Annotated in this window: 18 protein-coding genes; 15 read left to right on the top strand and 3 right to left on the bottom strand. The window is 71.6% G+C overall.

Going from position 1 to position 16,938, the window contains the following annotated elements:
• Positions 1–13: 13 nt before the first annotated feature.
• The 3 genes from ACFY1P_RS11390 (at position 14) to ACFY1P_RS11380 (ending at position 2,954) form a co-directional block, all read left to right on the top strand.
• Positions 14–535 carry a DUF4240 domain-containing protein gene (locus ACFY1P_RS11390; RefSeq protein WP_361521689.1) on the top strand — a complete coding sequence of 174 codons (522 nt, stop codon included), beginning with the start codon at positions 14–16 and terminating at the stop codon, positions 533–535.
• Between the two features lie 21 nt (positions 536–556).
• Complete coding sequence (locus ACFY1P_RS11385) at positions 557–1,456, top strand: TIGR01777 family oxidoreductase (protein ID WP_390750512.1); 900 nt, start codon at positions 557–559, stop codon at positions 1,454–1,456.
• 172 nt (positions 1,457–1,628) lie between these two features.
• Complete coding sequence (locus ACFY1P_RS11380; RefSeq protein ID WP_390750511.1) at positions 1,629–2,954, top strand: NAD(P)/FAD-dependent oxidoreductase; 1,326 nt, start codon at positions 1,629–1,631, stop codon at positions 2,952–2,954.
• A gap of 297 nt (positions 2,955–3,251) precedes the next feature.
• Here the strand turns inward: ACFY1P_RS11380 and ACFY1P_RS11375 are convergent, their stop codons facing one another.
• Positions 3,252–4,703 (bottom strand): regulator, encoded by a 1,452-nt coding sequence (locus tag ACFY1P_RS11375; protein ID WP_361521669.1) that lies wholly within the window; start codon positions 4,701–4,703, stop codon positions 3,252–3,254.
• A 309-nt stretch (positions 4,704–5,012) separates the two neighbouring features.
• Between ACFY1P_RS11375 and lipB the strand changes: the two genes are divergently transcribed.
• The 4 genes from lipB to ACFY1P_RS11355 all read left to right on the top strand — a co-directional run bounded on the left by lipB (position 5,013) and on the right by ACFY1P_RS11355 (position 8,080).
• Positions 5,013–5,795: a lipoyl(octanoyl) transferase LipB gene (gene lipB, locus ACFY1P_RS11370; protein ID WP_361521666.1), complete on the top strand. Its 783-nt coding sequence runs from the start codon at positions 5,013–5,015 to the stop codon at positions 5,793–5,795.
• A gap of 160 nt (positions 5,796–5,955) precedes the next feature.
• On the top strand, positions 5,956–6,918 hold the full coding sequence (gene lipA, locus ACFY1P_RS11365; protein WP_361521663.1) for a lipoyl synthase: 963 nt from the start codon (positions 5,956–5,958) through the stop codon (positions 6,916–6,918).
• Between the two features lie 222 nt (positions 6,919–7,140).
• On the top strand, positions 7,141–7,389 hold the full coding sequence (locus ACFY1P_RS11360) for a hypothetical protein (protein ID WP_361521661.1): 249 nt from the start codon (positions 7,141–7,143) through the stop codon (positions 7,387–7,389).
• A 10-nt stretch (positions 7,390–7,399) separates the two neighbouring features.
• Positions 7,400–8,080 carry a DUF4191 domain-containing protein gene (locus ACFY1P_RS11355; RefSeq protein ID WP_116211338.1) on the top strand — a complete coding sequence of 227 codons (681 nt, stop codon included), beginning with the start codon at positions 7,400–7,402 and terminating at the stop codon, positions 8,078–8,080.
• Between the two features lie 124 nt (positions 8,081–8,204).
• Here the strand turns inward: ACFY1P_RS11355 and ACFY1P_RS11350 are convergent, their stop codons facing one another.
• A complete protein-coding gene (locus ACFY1P_RS11350) occupies positions 8,205–8,672 on the bottom strand; it encodes an RDD family protein (protein ID WP_361521657.1) in 468 nt (155 codons plus the stop codon).
• Positions 8,673–8,926: 254 nt separating this feature from the next.
• Here ACFY1P_RS11350 and glnA point away from each other — a divergent pair, with 254 nt between their 5' ends.
• From glnA to ACFY1P_RS11335, 3 genes are all read left to right on the top strand, one after another.
• Positions 8,927–10,336, top strand: coding sequence for a type I glutamate--ammonia ligase (glnA, locus tag ACFY1P_RS11345; protein ID WP_361521654.1), 1,410 nt, complete (start codon positions 8,927–8,929; stop codon positions 10,334–10,336).
• A gap of 122 nt (positions 10,337–10,458) precedes the next feature.
• The gene (locus ACFY1P_RS11340; RefSeq protein ID WP_361521640.1) at positions 10,459–10,743 is read left to right on the top strand and encodes a hypothetical protein; all 285 of its coding nucleotides are present in this window, start codon (positions 10,459–10,461) and stop codon (positions 10,741–10,743) included.
• A complete protein-coding gene (locus tag ACFY1P_RS11335; protein WP_390750510.1) occupies positions 10,725–11,138 on the top strand; it encodes a DNA-binding protein in 414 nt (137 codons plus the stop codon). Before ACFY1P_RS11340 ends, ACFY1P_RS11335 begins: the two co-directional genes overlap by 19 nt.
• Positions 11,139–11,191: 53 nt before the next feature.
• Here ACFY1P_RS11335 and ACFY1P_RS11330 read toward each other — a convergent pair whose 3' ends face one another.
• On the bottom strand, positions 11,192–11,461 hold the full coding sequence (locus ACFY1P_RS11330) for a hypothetical protein (protein WP_361521635.1): 270 nt from the start codon (positions 11,459–11,461) through the stop codon (positions 11,192–11,194).
• 118 nt (positions 11,462–11,579) lie between these two features.
• Between ACFY1P_RS11330 and ACFY1P_RS11325 the strand changes: the two genes are divergently transcribed.
• The 5 genes from ACFY1P_RS11325 to ACFY1P_RS11305 all read left to right on the top strand — a co-directional run bounded on the left by ACFY1P_RS11325 (position 11,580) and on the right by ACFY1P_RS11305 (position 16,937).
• Positions 11,580–11,951 carry an arsenate reductase family protein gene (locus ACFY1P_RS11325; protein WP_390750509.1) on the top strand — a complete coding sequence of 124 codons (372 nt, stop codon included), beginning with the start codon at positions 11,580–11,582 and terminating at the stop codon, positions 11,949–11,951.
• A gap of 162 nt (positions 11,952–12,113) precedes the next feature.
• On the top strand, positions 12,114–13,106 hold the full coding sequence (gene sph, locus ACFY1P_RS11320) for a sphingomyelin phosphodiesterase (protein WP_390750508.1): 993 nt from the start codon (positions 12,114–12,116) through the stop codon (positions 13,104–13,106).
• A gap of 120 nt (positions 13,107–13,226) precedes the next feature.
• On the top strand, positions 13,227–14,192 hold the full coding sequence (locus tag ACFY1P_RS11315; RefSeq protein WP_390750507.1) for a DUF6891 domain-containing protein: 966 nt from the start codon (positions 13,227–13,229) through the stop codon (positions 14,190–14,192).
• Between the two features lie 651 nt (positions 14,193–14,843).
• A complete protein-coding gene (locus ACFY1P_RS11310; protein WP_361521620.1) occupies positions 14,844–15,419 on the top strand; it encodes a winged helix-turn-helix domain-containing protein in 576 nt (191 codons plus the stop codon).
• Between the two features lie 216 nt (positions 15,420–15,635).
• Positions 15,636–16,937 carry a sensor histidine kinase gene (locus ACFY1P_RS11305; RefSeq protein ID WP_390750506.1) on the top strand — a complete coding sequence of 434 codons (1,302 nt, stop codon included), beginning with the start codon at positions 15,636–15,638 and terminating at the stop codon, positions 16,935–16,937.
• Position 16,938: the final 1 nt, after the last annotated feature.

The raw sequence follows: 16,938 nt of genomic DNA, 5'->3' as shown, positions 1-16,938 counted from the left end.
TGCTGGTGCCGTGATGGACGAGACGGAGTTCTGGGAACTGATCGACGCCACGCGCGAGGCCGCCGAGGGCGACGCCGAGGACCAGGCCGATCTGCTGGTCGAGCGGCTGATGCAGCTCGACCCCGACGACGTGGTGGACTTCGCCCGGCACTTCGAGGCGCGCTACAACCGGTCCTATCTGTGGGACCTGTGGGGCGCGGCGGCCGTCTTGCTGAACGGCGCCGGCGACGACGCCTTCGACTACTTCCGCTGCTGGCTCATCGGCCAGGGCCGGGAGGTCTTCGAGGGCGGCATACACGACCCCGACCACCTCGCGGAGCTCCTGGAGGACTTCGACGACGAGGTGGACGGCGACGGGGAGGACCTGGGCTACGCGGCCGACGAGGCGTACGAACAGCTGACCGGCGCCGAGACGCCCGACCTCGCGCTGCCCGCCCCGCCGCGCGAACCGCTGGGCACGCCCTTCGACCTGGAGGACGAGTCCGTGCTGGCGGAACGCTTCCCCAGACTGTGGTCCCGCTTCAGGGAGCAGTGAACCACCCGACAGGATGGGTACATGCGGATCGCGATCACCGGCTCGTCCGGTCTCATCGGCAAGGCACTCGTACGCTCCCTCACCGAGGACGGCCACCAGGCCGTGCGCCTGGTGCGCCGCCCGCCACGGTCCGCGGCGGAGGTGGAGTGGGACCCCGAGCGGCAGTGGGTGGACACCGACGGGCTCGCCGGGTGCGAGGGCGTGGTGCACCTGGCGGGCGCCGGCATCGGCGACCACCGCTGGACCGCGGCCTACAAGAAGAAGATCCGCGACAGCCGCGTGCTGGGCACCGCCGCCCTCGCCGAGGCCCTCGCCTCCCTCGACACCCCGCCGCGCGTGCTGGTCAGCGGCAGCGCGATCGGCATCTACGGCGACACGGGCGAGCAGGAGGCCGACGAGAGCACCCCGCCCGGCCACGGCTTCCTCGCCGACCTCTGCCAGGAGTGGGAGGAGGCGACCGGTGCCGCGGCCGAGGCCGGCGTGCGCACGGTCTTCGCGCGCACCGGGCTCGTCGTCTCCTGCGACGGCGGCGCCTGGGCCAAGCTCTTCCCGCTCTTCCGGTTCGGCCTGGGCGGACGGCTGGGCAGCGGGCGGCAGTTCTGGAGCTTCATCGCGCTGCACGACCACGTCGCCGCCCTGCGCCATCTTCTGGACACCGAGGGCCTGTCCGGGCCCGTGAACCTCACGGCGCCCCGGCCGGTCACCAACCGCGAGGTGACCGAGGTCATGGGGCGCGTGCTGCACCGGCCGACGCTGTGCACCGCGCCCGCGCCCGCGCTCCGGCTGGCACTGGGCGAGATGGCCGGTGATGTGCTCGCGAGCCAGCGCGTACTGCCACGGCGGCTGCTGGACTCCGGCTTCTCCTTCGCCTTCCCCGACGTCGAGAGCGCCGTACGCGCGGCGCTGACCGACACACGCTGAACACGGCCCCGACGCGGCCCTCCGGAACGTGCGACCACCGTGCGACCGTGCTCTGTCCGTGCGCGACTGTTGTTGACCGAATTTCTCTCTACGGTCGAGGCAAATCGCGCATTGCCGCTGCCCGTTGAGGGCATCAGGCCCCAGAGCGAGCGGACCGACCCCAGGAGGGCACGTGCTCAGCAGCGCACGCGACACCGCACACGACGCCGACGTCGTCATCGTGGGAGCAGGCCTCGCCGGGCTCTCCGCGGCGCACCGGCTCACCGCCGCCGGGGTAACAGTCACCGTCCTGGAGGCCGCCCCTTACGTCGGTGGACGGATGACAACCGGCCAGGTCGACGGGTTCCGGCTGGACCGCACGGCACAGCTGCTCAACACCGCCTTCCCCGAACTGCTCCGCACCCCGGGCCTGGACGCCCTCACCCTGCGCCCCTTCGCCCCCGGCGTCCTGGTCCACGCCGACGGACGCAACCAGCGCACCGGCGAACCGGGCCACGGCAAGCGCGCGTTCACCACGGCCCGGGCCCTCGCCACGGCCGCCCGCTCCTCCCGCGCCGGCGGCCTCGACCAGGCCCGGCTCGGCACCGCCCTGGCCCGGCTGGCCGCCCTGCCCGCCCACCGGGTGCTCGCCCGCCCGGACCGGCCCACCGCCGACACCCTCGCGGGGCGCGGCCTGCCGTCCCGCACGGTCGAGGGCTTCCTGCGCCCCCTGCTGGCGTCCCTGCTGTGCGATCCGGACCTCACGACGTCCAGCCGCTGCGCCGACCTGGTGCTGCGCGGCTACGCCCGCGGCCGCCTGTGCCTGCCGGAGGGCGGCGCGGACACCGTCCCCGAACTGCTCGCCGCGCTGCTGCCGCCCGGCACGGTCCGTACGGGCGTCCGCGCCGAGGCCGCCTGCACCACCTCCGTCGAGACGGCCGGGCACGGCGAGTTCCGCTGCCGTTCTGTGGTCGTGGCCACGGGTGCCCGGGCGGCGGCGGAGCTGATCCCGGGCCTGCGGATGCCGGGGTTCCACCCGGTGACGGTGCTGCACCACACCACCCCGGAACCGCCGCTGCGCGAAGCGTCACTGATCATCGCCGGGGGGCGGCGCGGGCCCGTCGCGCACACGATGGTGGCCAGCGAGGTCGACCCCACCAGGGCGCCCGCGGGCCGGGCCCTGATCACCTCGACGGTGCTCGGCGCCGCGGCCGGGCTGCCCACCGCCGAACTGGACCGCGCGGCCCGCGCCCAACTCGCCCGGGTCTACGGCACGTCCACCACCGGCTGGCAGCTGCTGGCCGCCCACCACGACGCGGACGCGGTCCCGGCGATGCCGGCCCCGCACGACGTACGCCGCCCGGTCCGCCTGCTGTCCGGCCTCTACGTCTGCGGCGACCACCGCGACACCAGCACAGTCCAGGGCGCCCTCTTCTCGGGCCGCAGGGCGGCCCTGGCAGTCCTACGAGACCTGGGCATCCGCGCACCGCACGACTCGGAGGAACTGCAGGCGGCGTAGAGGGTGGGCGGGGCGCGGCCGGCCGAAGTTACCGGGGGCGCCCCGTAAGGGGCGCGGGACTGTCACTATGAGCGGCTGGCCGAAGTTACCGGGGCGCGCCCCATCAGGGGCGCGGGGAACTGCGCGACCAGCCGCAGCCAACCGGCAGCCGCGAACCGGCCTCACGCCCCTCCCCGGTAGGCGCAACGGGCCCGGGCGAAGCCCCGGGAATAACGCGGGGCTCCGGGGCGCAGCCCCGGAAAACGCGAGGGGCCCGGGGACATCCCCGGACCCCACACCTGCCCGCGCGCGGCAGCGCTAGAGCAGAGCCACCTTCTCCCGGTAAGCCCGAACCGCCGCCGCGTCGCGATAAGGCTCCAACCGCCGCTCGAAATCCCGCACATACTCCAGCGCCCGAACCGACCGCATCTCGGCCGCCTGCGCCGCCGCCTCCGCGCCCAGCGTGCACGCCTGCTCCAGCTCGCCCAGCCCCAGCCGCGCCGTGGCCAGCACCACGCGGCAGAAGAGGCGGCTGCGGGCGTACGCCGCGCTGCGCAGTTGCAGGGACCGCTCCGCGTGCTGCGCCGCGGCCCGGTACTGCTGGAGGTCGCGGTGGCAGTGCCCGAACTCGTCCGCCAGCTGCGCCTCGTCGAAGAAGCGTGCCCAGTACGGCACTTCGTCGCCGGGGCGCGCGCTCTCCAGCGCCCGTTCCGCCCGTGCGAGCGACGCCGAGCAGGCCCGTACCTCGCCGAGCACACCGTGCCCACGGGCCTCGACCGCGTGCAGCAGCGACTGCACCACGGACGGCGCGCCCGAGCCCACGCCCTGCTGGGCGACCCGGGCCAGCTGCACCGCCTCCCGGCCGTGCCCGAGATAGACCGCCTGTCTGCTCATGGTCACCAGCACATAGCTGCCGTAGGGCCGGTCCCCCGCCGCCTGGGCGAGCCGCAGCGCCTGCACGAAATAGCGCTGCGCCAGGCCGTGGGCGGCGATGTCGTACGACGTCCACCCGGCGAGCCGGGTGAGGTCGGCGACGGCGCCGAAGAGCCGCCGCCCGGCCGCCTCGCCGTAGGTACCGCGGAGCATCGGCTCGGCCTCGTGCTCCAGATAGCGCACCAGGGCCTGCCGGGCGTGCCCGCCGCCATAGGCGTGGTCGAGCGTCCGGAAGAGCTCGCCCACCGACCGCAGCGCGGCGATGTCGCCCATCGAGACCCGGCCGCCGGGGCCGCGCTCGGCGTGCCGCTGGCGCGGCGGCAGCCCGCGGGCCTGCGCGGGCACCCGGGCGGCGCCGTCCGTGACGGGCACGGGGGCCGCGCCGCGGGCGACCCGCTCGTCGGCCCGGCCGATCAGCCAGTCCCGGCTCGGCACCACGAGCCCCGCCGGGGTGAAGGCGATCTTCCGGAGCTCGGTGTGGCTGCCGGAGTCCTTCCGCCACAGGCCGCTGACGATGTCAATGGCCTCTTCCGGCGAAGCGGCGAATTCCAGCCCGGCGTACACCGGCGCGCACGCGTCCAGTCCGAGATCCTGTGCGGACAGCCGCCGGCCGAGCCGCCGGGTGAAGACCTCGGCGATCAGCGCCGGTGTGGTGCCGCGCGGCTGCTGGCCGCGCAGCCACCGGGTGACCGAGGTCTTGTCGTAGCGGAGGTCGAGGCCGTGCTCAAGCCCTAACTGATCGACGCGCCGAGCCAGCCCTGCGTTGGAGAAGCCGGCCTCCGCGATCAACGCGGCGAGCTGGCGGTTGGGGATGCGCTGCGGGGGTCGTTCCGTCATCAGCCTGCCGGTCTCCCTGATCGCGTTGTGGAACGGCGCGAACTTAGCGGCCGCGCAACGCCCCGATCGCCGCCTTCGCCCCGCATTCATCCGATCGTGTGAGGACAGATCAAATACGCATGGAAGGCGCCCCCGGCGCGCACGGGGCCGGGGCGGGGCCGACCGGCCGCCTGCGGCCCTGCCGGCGGCCCGCCGTACAGTGGCAAGGGCGTGAGTGACAGCGTGCGGAATCGCGTGAGACGGCGAGAGACGCGCGGGCGGCACCCACGGTGCACTGCAAGGTTCGAAAAGGTTCGAAGAGGAGCTGCCGTGAGTGAGCTGCGCTTTGTCCACCTGGGCTTCGGGGCGGACGCCGTCGAGTATCAGGAGGCGTGGCAGGAGCAGCGGCGGGTGCACGCGGCCAGGTTCGCGGACGAGGTCCCGGACACCTGTCTGCTGTTGGAGCACCCGGCGGTCTACACCGCGGGACGGCGCACGGAGGACAGCGAGCGCCCCCTGGACGGCACCCCCGTCGTCGACGTCGACCGGGGCGGGAAGATCACCTGGCACGGCCCGGGCCAGCTCGTCGGCTATCCGATCCTGAAGCTGCCGCGCCCGGTGGACGTCATCGCGCACGTGCGCCGCCTGGAGGAGGCGCTCATCCGCGCCTGCGCGGACTTCGGCCTGGAGACGACCCGGGTCGAGGGCCGCAGCGGCGTATGGGTGCTGGGCGACGCGCGGGAGGGCGCCCCGGCGACCGGCGGGCTGAAGCTGGACTTCGACCCGCGGCTCGCGGACGAGGAGTTCGACCCGCGGCTCAACGGCCCGGAGTACGCCCCCTCGAACGCCGGTCAGCGCGGCGAGGACCGCAAGCTCGCGGCGATCGGCATCCGCATCGCCAAGGGCGTGACCATGCACGGCTTCGCGCTGAACTGTGACCCCGACAACACCTGGTTCGACCGGATCGTGCCCTGCGGCATCCGGGACGCGGGAGTGACCTCGCTCTCCAACGAGCTGGGACGCCGGGTGCCCGTGACCGAGGTGGTGCCCGTGGTGGAGAAGCGGCTGCGAGAGGTCCTGGAGTCGGCGGAGCCCCTGCCACGGGCGGTCTAGCCGTTACCCCGGGACACCCCGGCGGCCCGGGGGAATGGCCCCCACCGGCCACGGGTTGTCCCACCCGTAACGCGCACGCGCCCCCATACGCGTAAACACGTACGAATTAACGGGCGTACCCTGGTGTCCGCCGAAGAATCGAAGCCATAGGGAGCCGGACGTGTCCGCTGTCGCACCCGACGGACGCAAGATGCTGCGCTTGGAGGTCCGGAACGCCCAGACCCCCATCGAGCGCAAGCCCGAGTGGATCAAGACCCGGGCGAAGATGGGCCCCGAGTACACCCAGATGCAGAACCTCGTGAAGAGCGAGGGCCTGCACACCGTGTGCCAGGAGGCCGGCTGTCCGAACATCTACGAATGCTGGGAGGACCGCGAGGCGACCTTCCTCATCGGTGGCGACCAGTGCACCCGGCGCTGTGACTTCTGCCAGATCGACACGGGCAAGCCGCAGGCACTGGACCTCGACGAGCCGCGCCGCGTGGGCGAGTCCGTGGTCACGATGGACCTGAACTACGCCACCATCACCGGCGTCGCGCGCGACGACCTGGAGGACGGCGGCGCCTGGCTCTACGCGGAGACGGTCCGGCAGATCCACGCGATGACGGCGGAGCGCGAGGGCGGCCACACCAAGGTCGAGCTGCTGATCCCCGACTTCAACGCGGTGCCCGCGCAGCTGGCCGAGGTCTTCTCCGCCCGCCCCGAGGTGCTCGCCCACAACGTCGAGACGGTGCCGCGCATCTTCAAGCGCATCCGCCCCGGCTTCCGCTACGAGCGCTCCCTCGAGGTCATCACCAAGGCGCGCGAGGCCGGTCTGGTCACCAAGTCCAATCTGATCCTGGGCATGGGCGAGACCCGCGAGGAGGTCAGCGAGGCGCTGCGCGACCTGTACGAGGCGGGCTGCGAGCTGATCACCATCACGCAGTACCTGCGCCCCACCCCGCGCCACCACCCCGTCGAGCGCTGGGTGAAGCCGCAGGAGTTCGTGGAGCTCAAGGACGAGGCCGACGCCATCGGCTACTCCGGCGTGATGTCCGGGCCGCTGGTCCGCTCCTCCTACCGCGCGGGCCGGCTCTTCCAGCAGGCGATGGAGCGGCGCGCGGCCGCCTCCGCGCAGGCGGTCTGAACGACCCGCCCGCAAGTACCCCGACGCGGCCGGTACCCCCCACCCGAAAGTGGGCACGGTATCGGCCGCGTCAACGTTTCATAGGTGTTTGACCAACTGGTCATCCATTGGTAACACCGTTCAGTGACGATGGGGGCACGCACCGCAGCAGTGCTCCCGCACCCGCACCGCCAGCCCCCCGCTGCTCAGTCATCCCATTCCGCTCTCCGAGGGGACCATGACATGCAGGCCGCGCCGGTACGCGCCTCTTCCGTTCCGCCCTCCGCACTGCCCGCCACCCTCTCCGTGCGGCCCCCGTCCGTCACGGGGGCCCTGCGCGCTCTGGAGGGGCTGCTGATGCGCGGCGGTCAGCGCACCGCCCGCCGGAACGCCTGGACCGCGGTGCTGGAGGACCGCCGTCGGGCCAAGGCCCGGCGCGAGGCGCAGCACCTGCTGGAGGCCGTGGCCGCCCCAGGTCCGCAGGCCACGTAAACTTCGCCTTATGGCGAGGAAGGAAACATCCGAGAACCCCGGGCGACTGAAGCAGATCGCCCTGACCTACAAGATGACCAAGAAGGTCGACTCGAAGGTCGGTCTTGTCGTCGCGGCTGTGGGCATCGTCACCTTCGGTGTGCTCCTCGCCATCGGCTTCTGGATCGGCCACCCGGTCTACCTGGGCATCCTGGGCTTCCTGCTGGCCTTCCTCGCGATGGCGATCGTCTTCGGACGCCGCGCCGAGCACGCTGCCTTCGGGCAGCTCGAAGGCCAGCCGGGCGCCGCTGCCGCGGTCCTGGAGAACGTCGGCCGTGGCTGGACCACGACGCCCGCGGTCGCGATGAACCGCAATCAGGACGTCGTGCACCGCGCGGTGGGCAAGGCGGGCATCGTGCTCGTCGGCGAGGGCAACCCCAACCGGGTCAAGGGCCTGCTGGCGGCCGAGAAGAAGCGCATGGCGCGCATCGTGGCGGACGTCCCGGTGCACGACATCGTGGTGGGCGACGGCGAGGGCCAGGTGCCCATCAAGAAGCTGCGCACGACGCTGCTCAAGCTGCCCCGCGTCCTGCCCGGCGCCCAGGTGACGGTCGTCAACGACCGCCTGCGGGCGCTCGGCGACCTGCTCAGCAACATGCCCATCCCGAAGGGGCCGATGCCGAAGGGCACGCGGATGCCGAAGGGCCGCTGAGGCCCGTACGCACCCCGGATCACAGCGACGAAGGCGGGGCGGAACCTCTCGGTTCCGCCCCGCCTCTCTGTCTTCTTCGCCTTCTTCGCCCTCGCGCCCCGCTCGCTCAGAGCTCGCTGTTCGCTCAGATGCGGACCTGGACGGCGCGGGCGAGCCGGTCGTGCAGGCCGCGGCCGTCGCGGTCCCAGATGAGCGCCGGGATGCCGATCGCCAGGAGCACGCTGCGCAGCAGGACCCGCGGGAGCGTGAGCCGGCCGCCGTTCTCGCTGATGACGCGCAGCCCGAGCAGCCGCTTGCCCGGGGTGCAGCCGATCGTACCGACGGTGAGCACACTGAGTACGAAGAAGATCAGCAGCGCCCAGTTGCCCGACTGCTGGGCCTTGCCGCCCGCCAGGAAGGCGTAGGCGACGAGCATGCACAGCGCCCAGTCGATGAAGATCGCCGCGAGACGGCGGCCGGGCCGTGCGATCGAGCCCGGCCCGCTCTCCGGCAGTCCGAGGCGCTCGCCGCGGTACCCGAAGTCGATGCCCATCTCCTCGGCGGCCGCGCGCGGTCCGGAGAGCCATGAGCCCATTGCTTGCCTGTTGTCCACCCGACAACGGTACTGCGACCGCATACGTTCACTTCCGTCCGGGTCCGGTATTCGCCGTTTCGACCACGCTTCGAGGCGCGTTCCGGTTAACCTCGGCGAAACAAATGGGTCATGCTTGGGAAATCCCGTCTCTCTAGGGTCGGCCTCAGCGCGGCGCTGCATATGGACCCGCATATGAACGTGCACCACACCCGCATATGGGCCGCGCCACCGAAGCAACCCCGACCGCTCGCGGCCGGGCTAGGAGGAGTTGGATGTTCCAGAACGGCGACGACGCCAAGAAGTTCATCAAGGACGAGGACGTCAAGTTCGTCGATGTCCGCTTCTGCGACCTGCCTGGCGTGATGCAGCACTTCACGATCCCGGCGGCGGCGTTCGACCCGGCCGAGGAGCTCGCCTTCGACGGCTCCTCGATCCGCGGGTTCCAGGCCATCCACGAGTCCGACATGGCGCTCCGCGCGGACCTGTCGACGGCGCGCGTCGACCCCTTCCGCCGGGACAAGACGCTCAACATCAACTTCTTCATCCACGACCCGATCACCGGCGAGCAGTACAGCCGCGACCCGCGCAACATCGCCAAGAAGGCCGAGGCGTACCTCGCCTCCACCGGCATCGCGGACACGGCGTACTTCGGTCCGGAGGCGGAGTTCTACGTCTTCGACAGCGTCCGCTTCGAGACCAGCGCGAACCAGTCCTTCTACCACATCGACTCCGAGGCCGGCGCCTGGAACACCGGTGCGGAGAACGACAACCGCGGCTACAAGGTCCGCTACAAGGGCGGCTACTTCCCGGCCCCGCCGGTCGACCACTTCGCCGACCTGCGCGCCGAGATCTCCCTGGAGCTGGAGGCGTCCGGCCTCCAGGTCGAGCGCCAGCACCACGAGGTCGGCACGGCCGGCCAGGCGGAGATCAACTACAAGTTCAACACGCTGCTCGCCGCGGCCGACGACCTGATGCTCTTCAAGTACATCGTGAAGAACGTCGCCTGGCGCAACGGCAAGACCGCGACCTTCATGCCGAAGCCGATCTTCGGTGACAACGGCTCGGGCATGCACGTCCACCAGTCGCTGTGGAGCGGCGGCGAGCCGCTCTTCTACGACGAGCAGGGCTACGCGGGCCTCTCGGACACCGCCCGCTACTACATCGGCGGCATCCTCAAGCACGCCCCGTCGCTGCTGGCCTTCACCAACCCGACGGTGAACTCCTACCACCGCCTGGTCCCCGGCTTCGAGGCCCCGGTCAACCTGGTCTACTCGCAGCGCAACCGCTCCGCCGCGATGCGCATCCCGATCACGGGCTCCAACCCGAAGGCCAAGCGCGTCGAGTTCCGCGCCCCGGACCCGTCCTCGAACCCCTACCTCGCCTTCTCGGCCCTCCTCCTGGCCGGCCTCGACGGCGTCAAGAACAAGATCGAGCCGGCCGAGCCGATCGACAAGGACCTCTACGAGCTCGCCCCCGACGAGCACGCGGGCGTCCCCCAGGTCCCCACCTCCCTCCCGGCGGTCCTGGAGGCCCTCGAGGCCGACAACGAATACCTCCAGGCGGGCGGCGTCTTCACCGCCGACCTGATCGAGACCTGGATCGACTACAAGCGCACCCAGGAAATCGCCCCGATCCAGCTGCGGCCGCACCCGCACGAGTTCGAGATGTACTTCGACATCTAAATCGCCGTTGCCGTCAGGCGCGAGGGCCGCTGTCTCCTTCCAGGGGACGGCGGCCTTCGTGCTGCCCGGCGCGGATCGTGCGCACGCCGAGCAGATTCCTACTTCTTTGATAATCTCGATGCGTGGCCGAGACTCCGTACAACATCGGTGAGGGACCCGCGACCAGGGTGAGTCTGTCGCTGCCGGAGGGCACAGCCGAAGCCATCAAACAGCGGGTGGGCAAGCGCGAGTTCTCCGCCTTCATCGCGGCGGCCGTCGAGCGCGAGCTGCGGGGGCGGATCCTGGACGAGTATCTGGCCGACTACGAGCACCGCAAAGGTCCGGTGTCGGCGCACGAGCAGGAACGCGCTCGGCAGATCTTCGACGAGGTGTTCACCGAGGAGGGCGAGTGGCCCGCCGCAGGCTGAGCCATGAAGGGACGCTCGTTCTGGACTGCGCGGGCCTGTCGAAATTCGTCGACGACCACGAGCCGGTGGTCGCGCTGGTGGCCGAGGCCCGCAGGCGCGGCATGGAAGTCGTGATCAGCGCGCTCACCGTCATCGAGGCCACGCACCGCCGGACGCACAGAGCGAGACTCGCGTGGGCGCTCTCCGGGATGCGGATCGCACACATCGGGGACGAGGAGGCCAAGGCCGCCTCCGAACTGTTGCTGAACACCGGGCTGCACGGGCACAAGTACGCCACCGACGCGGTCGTGGCCGAATTGGCGCTGCGGCAGCGGCGGCCGGTCGCCATGCTCATCTCGGACATCGACGACATGACGAAACTGTGCGGCGACCGGGTGCGTCTCGTAGCCGTGTGACGCCGCCACCGGTCCCCTCGCCTCGGGGAGGCCAGGGGACCGGCGTTCCCCCCTCAGCCGGCAATCAGCGCGCGCACCAGCGCGCACGTCGTGTCCGAAGGGGTGTGGACACCTATTTGGGTCGCGGCGACGCGGATGCGGCGGTTGTCGGCTCGGTCCGGGGTGTAGACGCCCGAGTGGAGCAGGGCGATCGCGAGGCGCATGGCCTTCAGGCGGCGGTTGTGCGTCTCGTACCACTCGCGGGGCTGCTCGGCGGGCAGGCGCTTCTTCGGCAGGGTCGGGAGACTGGGCAGGTTCGGGTGAGGTGGTGCGGCTACGGCCATCGACATCCTCCTGACGCGTGTGTGAGCCCTCGCTCAACACCTCCTATTTTACTGCCGGGCACTGACAATCGGCCCAGGTCAGACGCCACTTGAGCGCTCACGCGGTACGGTGTCCGGCATGGAGATCTGGATCAATCCCGCCTGTTCGAAGTGCCGTGGCGCGCTGTCGTTGCTCGATGCGGAAGGGGCCGATTACACCGTCCGCCGCTATCTGGAGGACGTGCCGAGCGCCGAGGAGATCGGCGCCGTGCTCGACCGGCTCGGGCTGGAGCCGTGGGACATCACGCGGACGCAGGAAGCGGAGGCCAAGGAGCTCGGGGTGAAGGACTGGCCGCGTGACGCGGGGTCGCGGGACCGCTGGATCGCGGCGCTCGCGGGGCACCCGAAGCTGATCCAGCGGCCGATCATCACGGCGGACGACGGGTCCGCGGTGGTGGGTCGTACGGAGGAGGCGGTACGGGAGGCACTGGGGAGGTCGGCGACCTCCTGACCCCCGCCACCGAAAGACCGCCGGGCCCCGGCACGCCACCCTGAGCGCATTCGACCATTACCGTAAGTAATTCGTTCACCTCAAGGCTGTCTCCAAGTAACCGCACCTGATTTGATGTTGACGGTTCGTCTGTTTCGCCCCCACACCCCCCAGGGAGACGCAGTGCCGCACATCAAGCCCGTGAAGTCCGCGAGAATCCTCGCCACAGCACTCGCCGCTGTGGCGATATCCGCGGCACTGCCGCAAACGGCCCAGGCAGCGCCGGCGGACGGCGCCGTCCCGGAGCTGAGGGTGCTGACGTACAACACCTTCCTGATGAGCAAGAACCTCTATCCGAACTGGGGACAGGACCACCGGGCCAAGGCGATACCCGCCGCCGGATTCTTCCAGGGCAATGATGTCGTGGTTCTCCAGGAAGCATTCGACAACAGCGCCTCGGACGCCCTGAAGGTGAACGCGGCGGCGCAATATCCGTATCAGACACCGGTCGTCGGACGGAGCAAGGACGGCTGGGACGCCACGGGCGGGAATTACTCCTCCACCACACCGGAGGACGGGGGCGTCACCGTGCTCAGCAAATGGCCGATCGTGCACAAGGAGCAGGTGATCTACCAGGACGCGTGCGGTTCGGACTGGTGGTCCAACAAGGGCTTCGCCTATGTGGTGTTGGACGTGAACGGCACCAAGGTGCACCTCGTTGGCACGCACACCCAGTCGACCGACAGCGGCTGCAAGGCGGGCGAGGCGGTGGCGGACCGCGCCAAGCAGTTCCGGCAGATCGGCGCCTTCCTGGACGCCAAGAAGATTCCGGCCGGTGAGCAGGTCATGCTCGCCGGGGATCTCAATGTGGACTCGCACGGCCCGGAATACGCCTCGATGCTCGCGAACGCCGGTCTGGCGCCCGCGGCGGCCCGCACCGGCCACCCGTACTCCTTCGACACCGAGGAGAACTCGATCGCGTCCTTCCGTTATCCGGGCGAGGCCCGCGAGGATCTCGACTACGTGCTGCACCGCAACGGCCACGCTCGGCCGGGTAACTGGCAGAACACGGTGGTCAAGGAGCAGTCCGCGCCGTGGACGGTCTCCAGCTGGGGCAAGGGCTACACGTACACCAACCTGTCGGACCACTACCCGCTGATCGCCGGGAACAAGTGAGCCGGACGGCGGGGTGCCGGGCGCCCGGCACCCCGCCGTCGCCCGACTGTCAGTGGCGGGTGACAGGATTCCTCCAAGCGGGCCGCTGATCGCGAGCGGTCCCCGGAGCGAGGGGGAACCATGCTGCCCATCACCGTGAACACCGAGTCAGGCGAGGTCCGTTCGGGGATCGGCGCCGAGGAGCTGGGCCGCCTGATCGGCCGGCTGGGCGCGGACGGTGACCGGTTCGTGGTGGCCGAGCGCACGGCCGACGAGAGCGGGGGCGATCACTATCTCCAGACGTGGCACGAGGGCGCCGGGCCGTACGAGGTGGAGTACCGCGAGGGCTCGGCGGAGCGGCACTTCGGGGTGCGGATGGCGAGCGCGGACGAGGTCGCGGCCGTCTTCGTGGCGTGGGCGCGCGGCACGGAGGGCTGGTCGGAGGGTTACGCCTGGGAGCGGGTCGAGCTGGGTGAGGAGGACCCCGGCTCCGGTCTCGGGGCGGACTTCGCGGACGTGCCCGTGGCGGAGCTGGAGGCCGAGCTGGGGCCCCGGCTGCTCAAGGAGGCCGAGGGGCAGGTCCGGCTGCTGATCCGGTGCGGCTTCGACGAGGCCGAAGACATAGCGGACGAGATCTCCGACCACTTCCACGCGGACGGCGCCACGCCGCTTCCCGTGGCCACCGCGCGGCGGATCGTCGGCAGGCTGTGGCGCGAGCGGCTGGCCGAGCAGGCCGACTGGCCGGAGGTGACGGACGCCGACCGGGTCGAGGCGGCCTTCGCGGCGCTGGATTCGGCCGGGATCACGGCCCGCATGCACTTCACCTGCTGCTCGCGGTGCGGCTTCGCGGAGATCGGCGGGGAGGCGGCGGAGGGGGACCACGGATTCGTCTTCTTCCACTCCCAGGACACGAGGGCCGCGGTGGAGGGACAGGAGATGTGGCTGTCGTACGGAACGCACGCGTCCGGGGACCGGGAGGCCGTGGCGGAGGTGGGGCGGGATGTGGTGGACGCCCTCACGGAGGCGGGCCTGACGGTGTCGTGGGACGGCGATCCGGAGCGCTCGATATCCCTCGCCGGGCTGGACTGGCGCCGGCGCGTGGGCTGATGGCCCCGGGCTGGGCGGTTCGCGCGGCGCGGGGCCGAACGGTTCGCGCGGCGCGGGAGGGGCGGGTGCCGAAGGGACGGGCGCGCGGGGCTCCGGGGGTTCACCCGTCCCTGCTCCGGTCCCTCCCGCGCGGCGCGGGAGAGGCGAGCGCGGAAGGGACGGGTACCCGGGGTACCCGGGGTACCCGGGGTACCCGGGGCCCCCGCCCACAGCGGGGCTCCAGGGGCCCGTCCCGACTCCGGCCCCGCACCGGGACTCCGGGGCCGTCCGCCCCGCCCCCACTTCCCGCAACACATCGCCCGGAACCTCCCCCTCCGCCCTGCCTGCCCCGCACCGGCCCCGCCCCGAAGCGCGTTCATCTCGCGTCAACAACCCCCGGTAACCCCTGCTCTCCCGGCGCGCGGCATGTTTCAATAGGCGCATGGCCAGCTTCCAGAACACCGCGACGGGTCGCAGCGACCTCGAGCCCTTCTGGCCTTCCCGCCAGCACCACGACTTCGACCGAGTGTGTTGCCGCGCGACTTCCGCGCAGGCCCACTCCCCTCGCTGACCCTCACGTCGAAGTCAGCCGCCGGACACCTCGTCCCGGCCAACGGCCCCGCGCACACGCACGTCCCTCGACGGTCCCCGCGCGAAAGAGCTGAGCTCTCCATGACGAACCTCCGTACCCTCGCCGCGTCCGCCCCGGCGTCCTCGGGCGCCGCCCACACCACCGCCGCCGCCCACGGGGCGCACCGGCACCGACTGCGGGCCGTCGCCCCGGACGAGGTGCCCCCGGTCGCCGAGCTGCTGCACTCCGGGGCGGCGACCTGGATGCCCGCCCCCCAGCACACCGTGCCCACGCTCCCCGGCCAGCCGCCGATGATCGGCTATCTCGTGCTCGTACCGGCGGAGCAGCCCGTCCCCGAGGCCACGGCGCCCGGCGGGCGCGGGGACGCGCTGGTGAGCATCGACCCGGAGCAGCGGATCGCGCGCATCGCGGGCAAGCCGCTGGACCTGACCTACCTGGAGTTCGAGCTGCTCGCCCACCTCGTCGCGCACCCCCACCGGGTGCACACGCGCGACCAGTTGGTGACGACGGTGTGGGGTTACGGTCACGTGGGCGACGGCCGTACGGTCGACGTCCACGTCGCCCGGCTGCGCCGCAAGATGGGGGCCGAGCACCGCGCCTCGATCGTGACGGTGCGGCGCGTGGGCTACAAGTACGCGCCGCCCGCCGGCTACTGATCCACCCCGGCGCGCGCCGGGGCCCCGCGGCGTCACGCGAGGCTCCCGGCGCACTCCACGTGCCGCCCCCGAGAAGGCATCGCCCGAGGTCAGGGGGGTTAGGTACACCATGGCCGGGGTGCCCGCCCCAGTGACCGACCGTGTGTGCGGACAGAGACTAGAGTCGGTCCAGGGCCGAGCCGCGGTCCTGGCACGACGCACACGGGGGACACCGGCATGAAGATCGCCAAGGCACTACTGGCCGCTGCGCGCGGGCTGTGGCTGACGGTCTCCGGGTTGGTGATGTCCACGCTGCTCTTCACGTTCACCCTGGTGTCCCTGGTGCTGATGGTGCTGGGGATCGGTTTCTTCACCACCCCGGTCGTCCTGTCGGCCGTGCGGTCGTACGCGAACGCGCGCCGCCGCCAGGCCGAGGCGTGGTCGGGGGTGCGCATCCCGGTCCCGTACCGCAGGCTGCCCGAGCGGCGTGGCGGGTTCGCCGGCCAGGTGGAGCACTGCCTGAACCTGCTCAAGGACAAGGCGACGTGGCGCGACATCCAGTGGCTGTTCGTGGACCTGTCGGCCGGTGCGGTGCTCGGGGTGCTGCCCGCGACGCTGATCCTCTACGTGTTCTGGGGCCTGGTCCTGGCCCTCGGGGTGTGGAAGCCGATCGTCCGGGTCAATGACGTGCAGTGGTTCGCGTTCGTGCCCGTCACCGACCAGTTCACGGCCAACCTCGCGGCGGCGACCGGGTTCGGATTCGGCCTGCTGGGGGTGTTCGTCAACCAGTACCTCGTGCGCACGCACTTCCGGCTCGCCGCGGTGCTGCTGCGGCCCACCCCGGAGCGCGAGCTCGCCCTGCGCGTCGAGCACCTCACCGAGACCCGGCACGACGCGGTGGACAGCTCCGCCGCCGAGCTGCGCCGCATCGAGCGCGACCTGCACGACGGCGCGCAGGCCCGGCTGGTGGCGATGGGCATGAGCCTGGGCACGATCGAGGCGCTGGTCGAGCACGACCCCGCCCAGGCCAAGCGGCTGCTGGCCGCGGCCCGCGCCGACTCCGCCGAGGCCCTCACCGAACTGCGCGACCTCATCCGCGGCATCCACCCGCCCGTGCTCGCCGAGCGCGGCCTCGGTGACGCCCTGCGCGCCCTCGCCCTGCGGATGCCGCTGCCCGTCGAGGTGGACGTCCAACTGCCGGGGCGGGCCGAGGAGCCGGTCGAGTCGGCCGCGTACTTCGCGGTCAGCGAGGTGCTCACCAACGCCGCCAAGCACTCCCGCGCCCAGCGGGTCCAGCTCGACGTGCACCACACCGAGGGAGCGCTGCGGATCTCGGTGACCGACGACGGCCGCGGCGGCGCGGCGCCGGGCTCCGGCGGCGGACGCGGCGAGAAGGGCGGACCCGGTGAGGGAGGCGGCGGCACCGGCCTCCTCGGCATCGAGCGGCGCCTCGGCGCCTTCGACGGCGTCCTGGCCGTGAGCAGCCCGGTGGGCGGGCCCACGATGGTCACGATGGAGATCCCCTGCGCCCTCCGCTGAC

Source organism: Streptomyces sp. NPDC001407 (assembly GCF_042895325.1).
Classification (GTDB): domain Bacteria; phylum Actinomycetota; class Actinomycetes; order Streptomycetales; family Streptomycetaceae; genus Streptomyces.
Note: the sequence above shows the minus strand (reverse complement) of the source record. Positions and strands in the feature narration are given on the sequence as shown.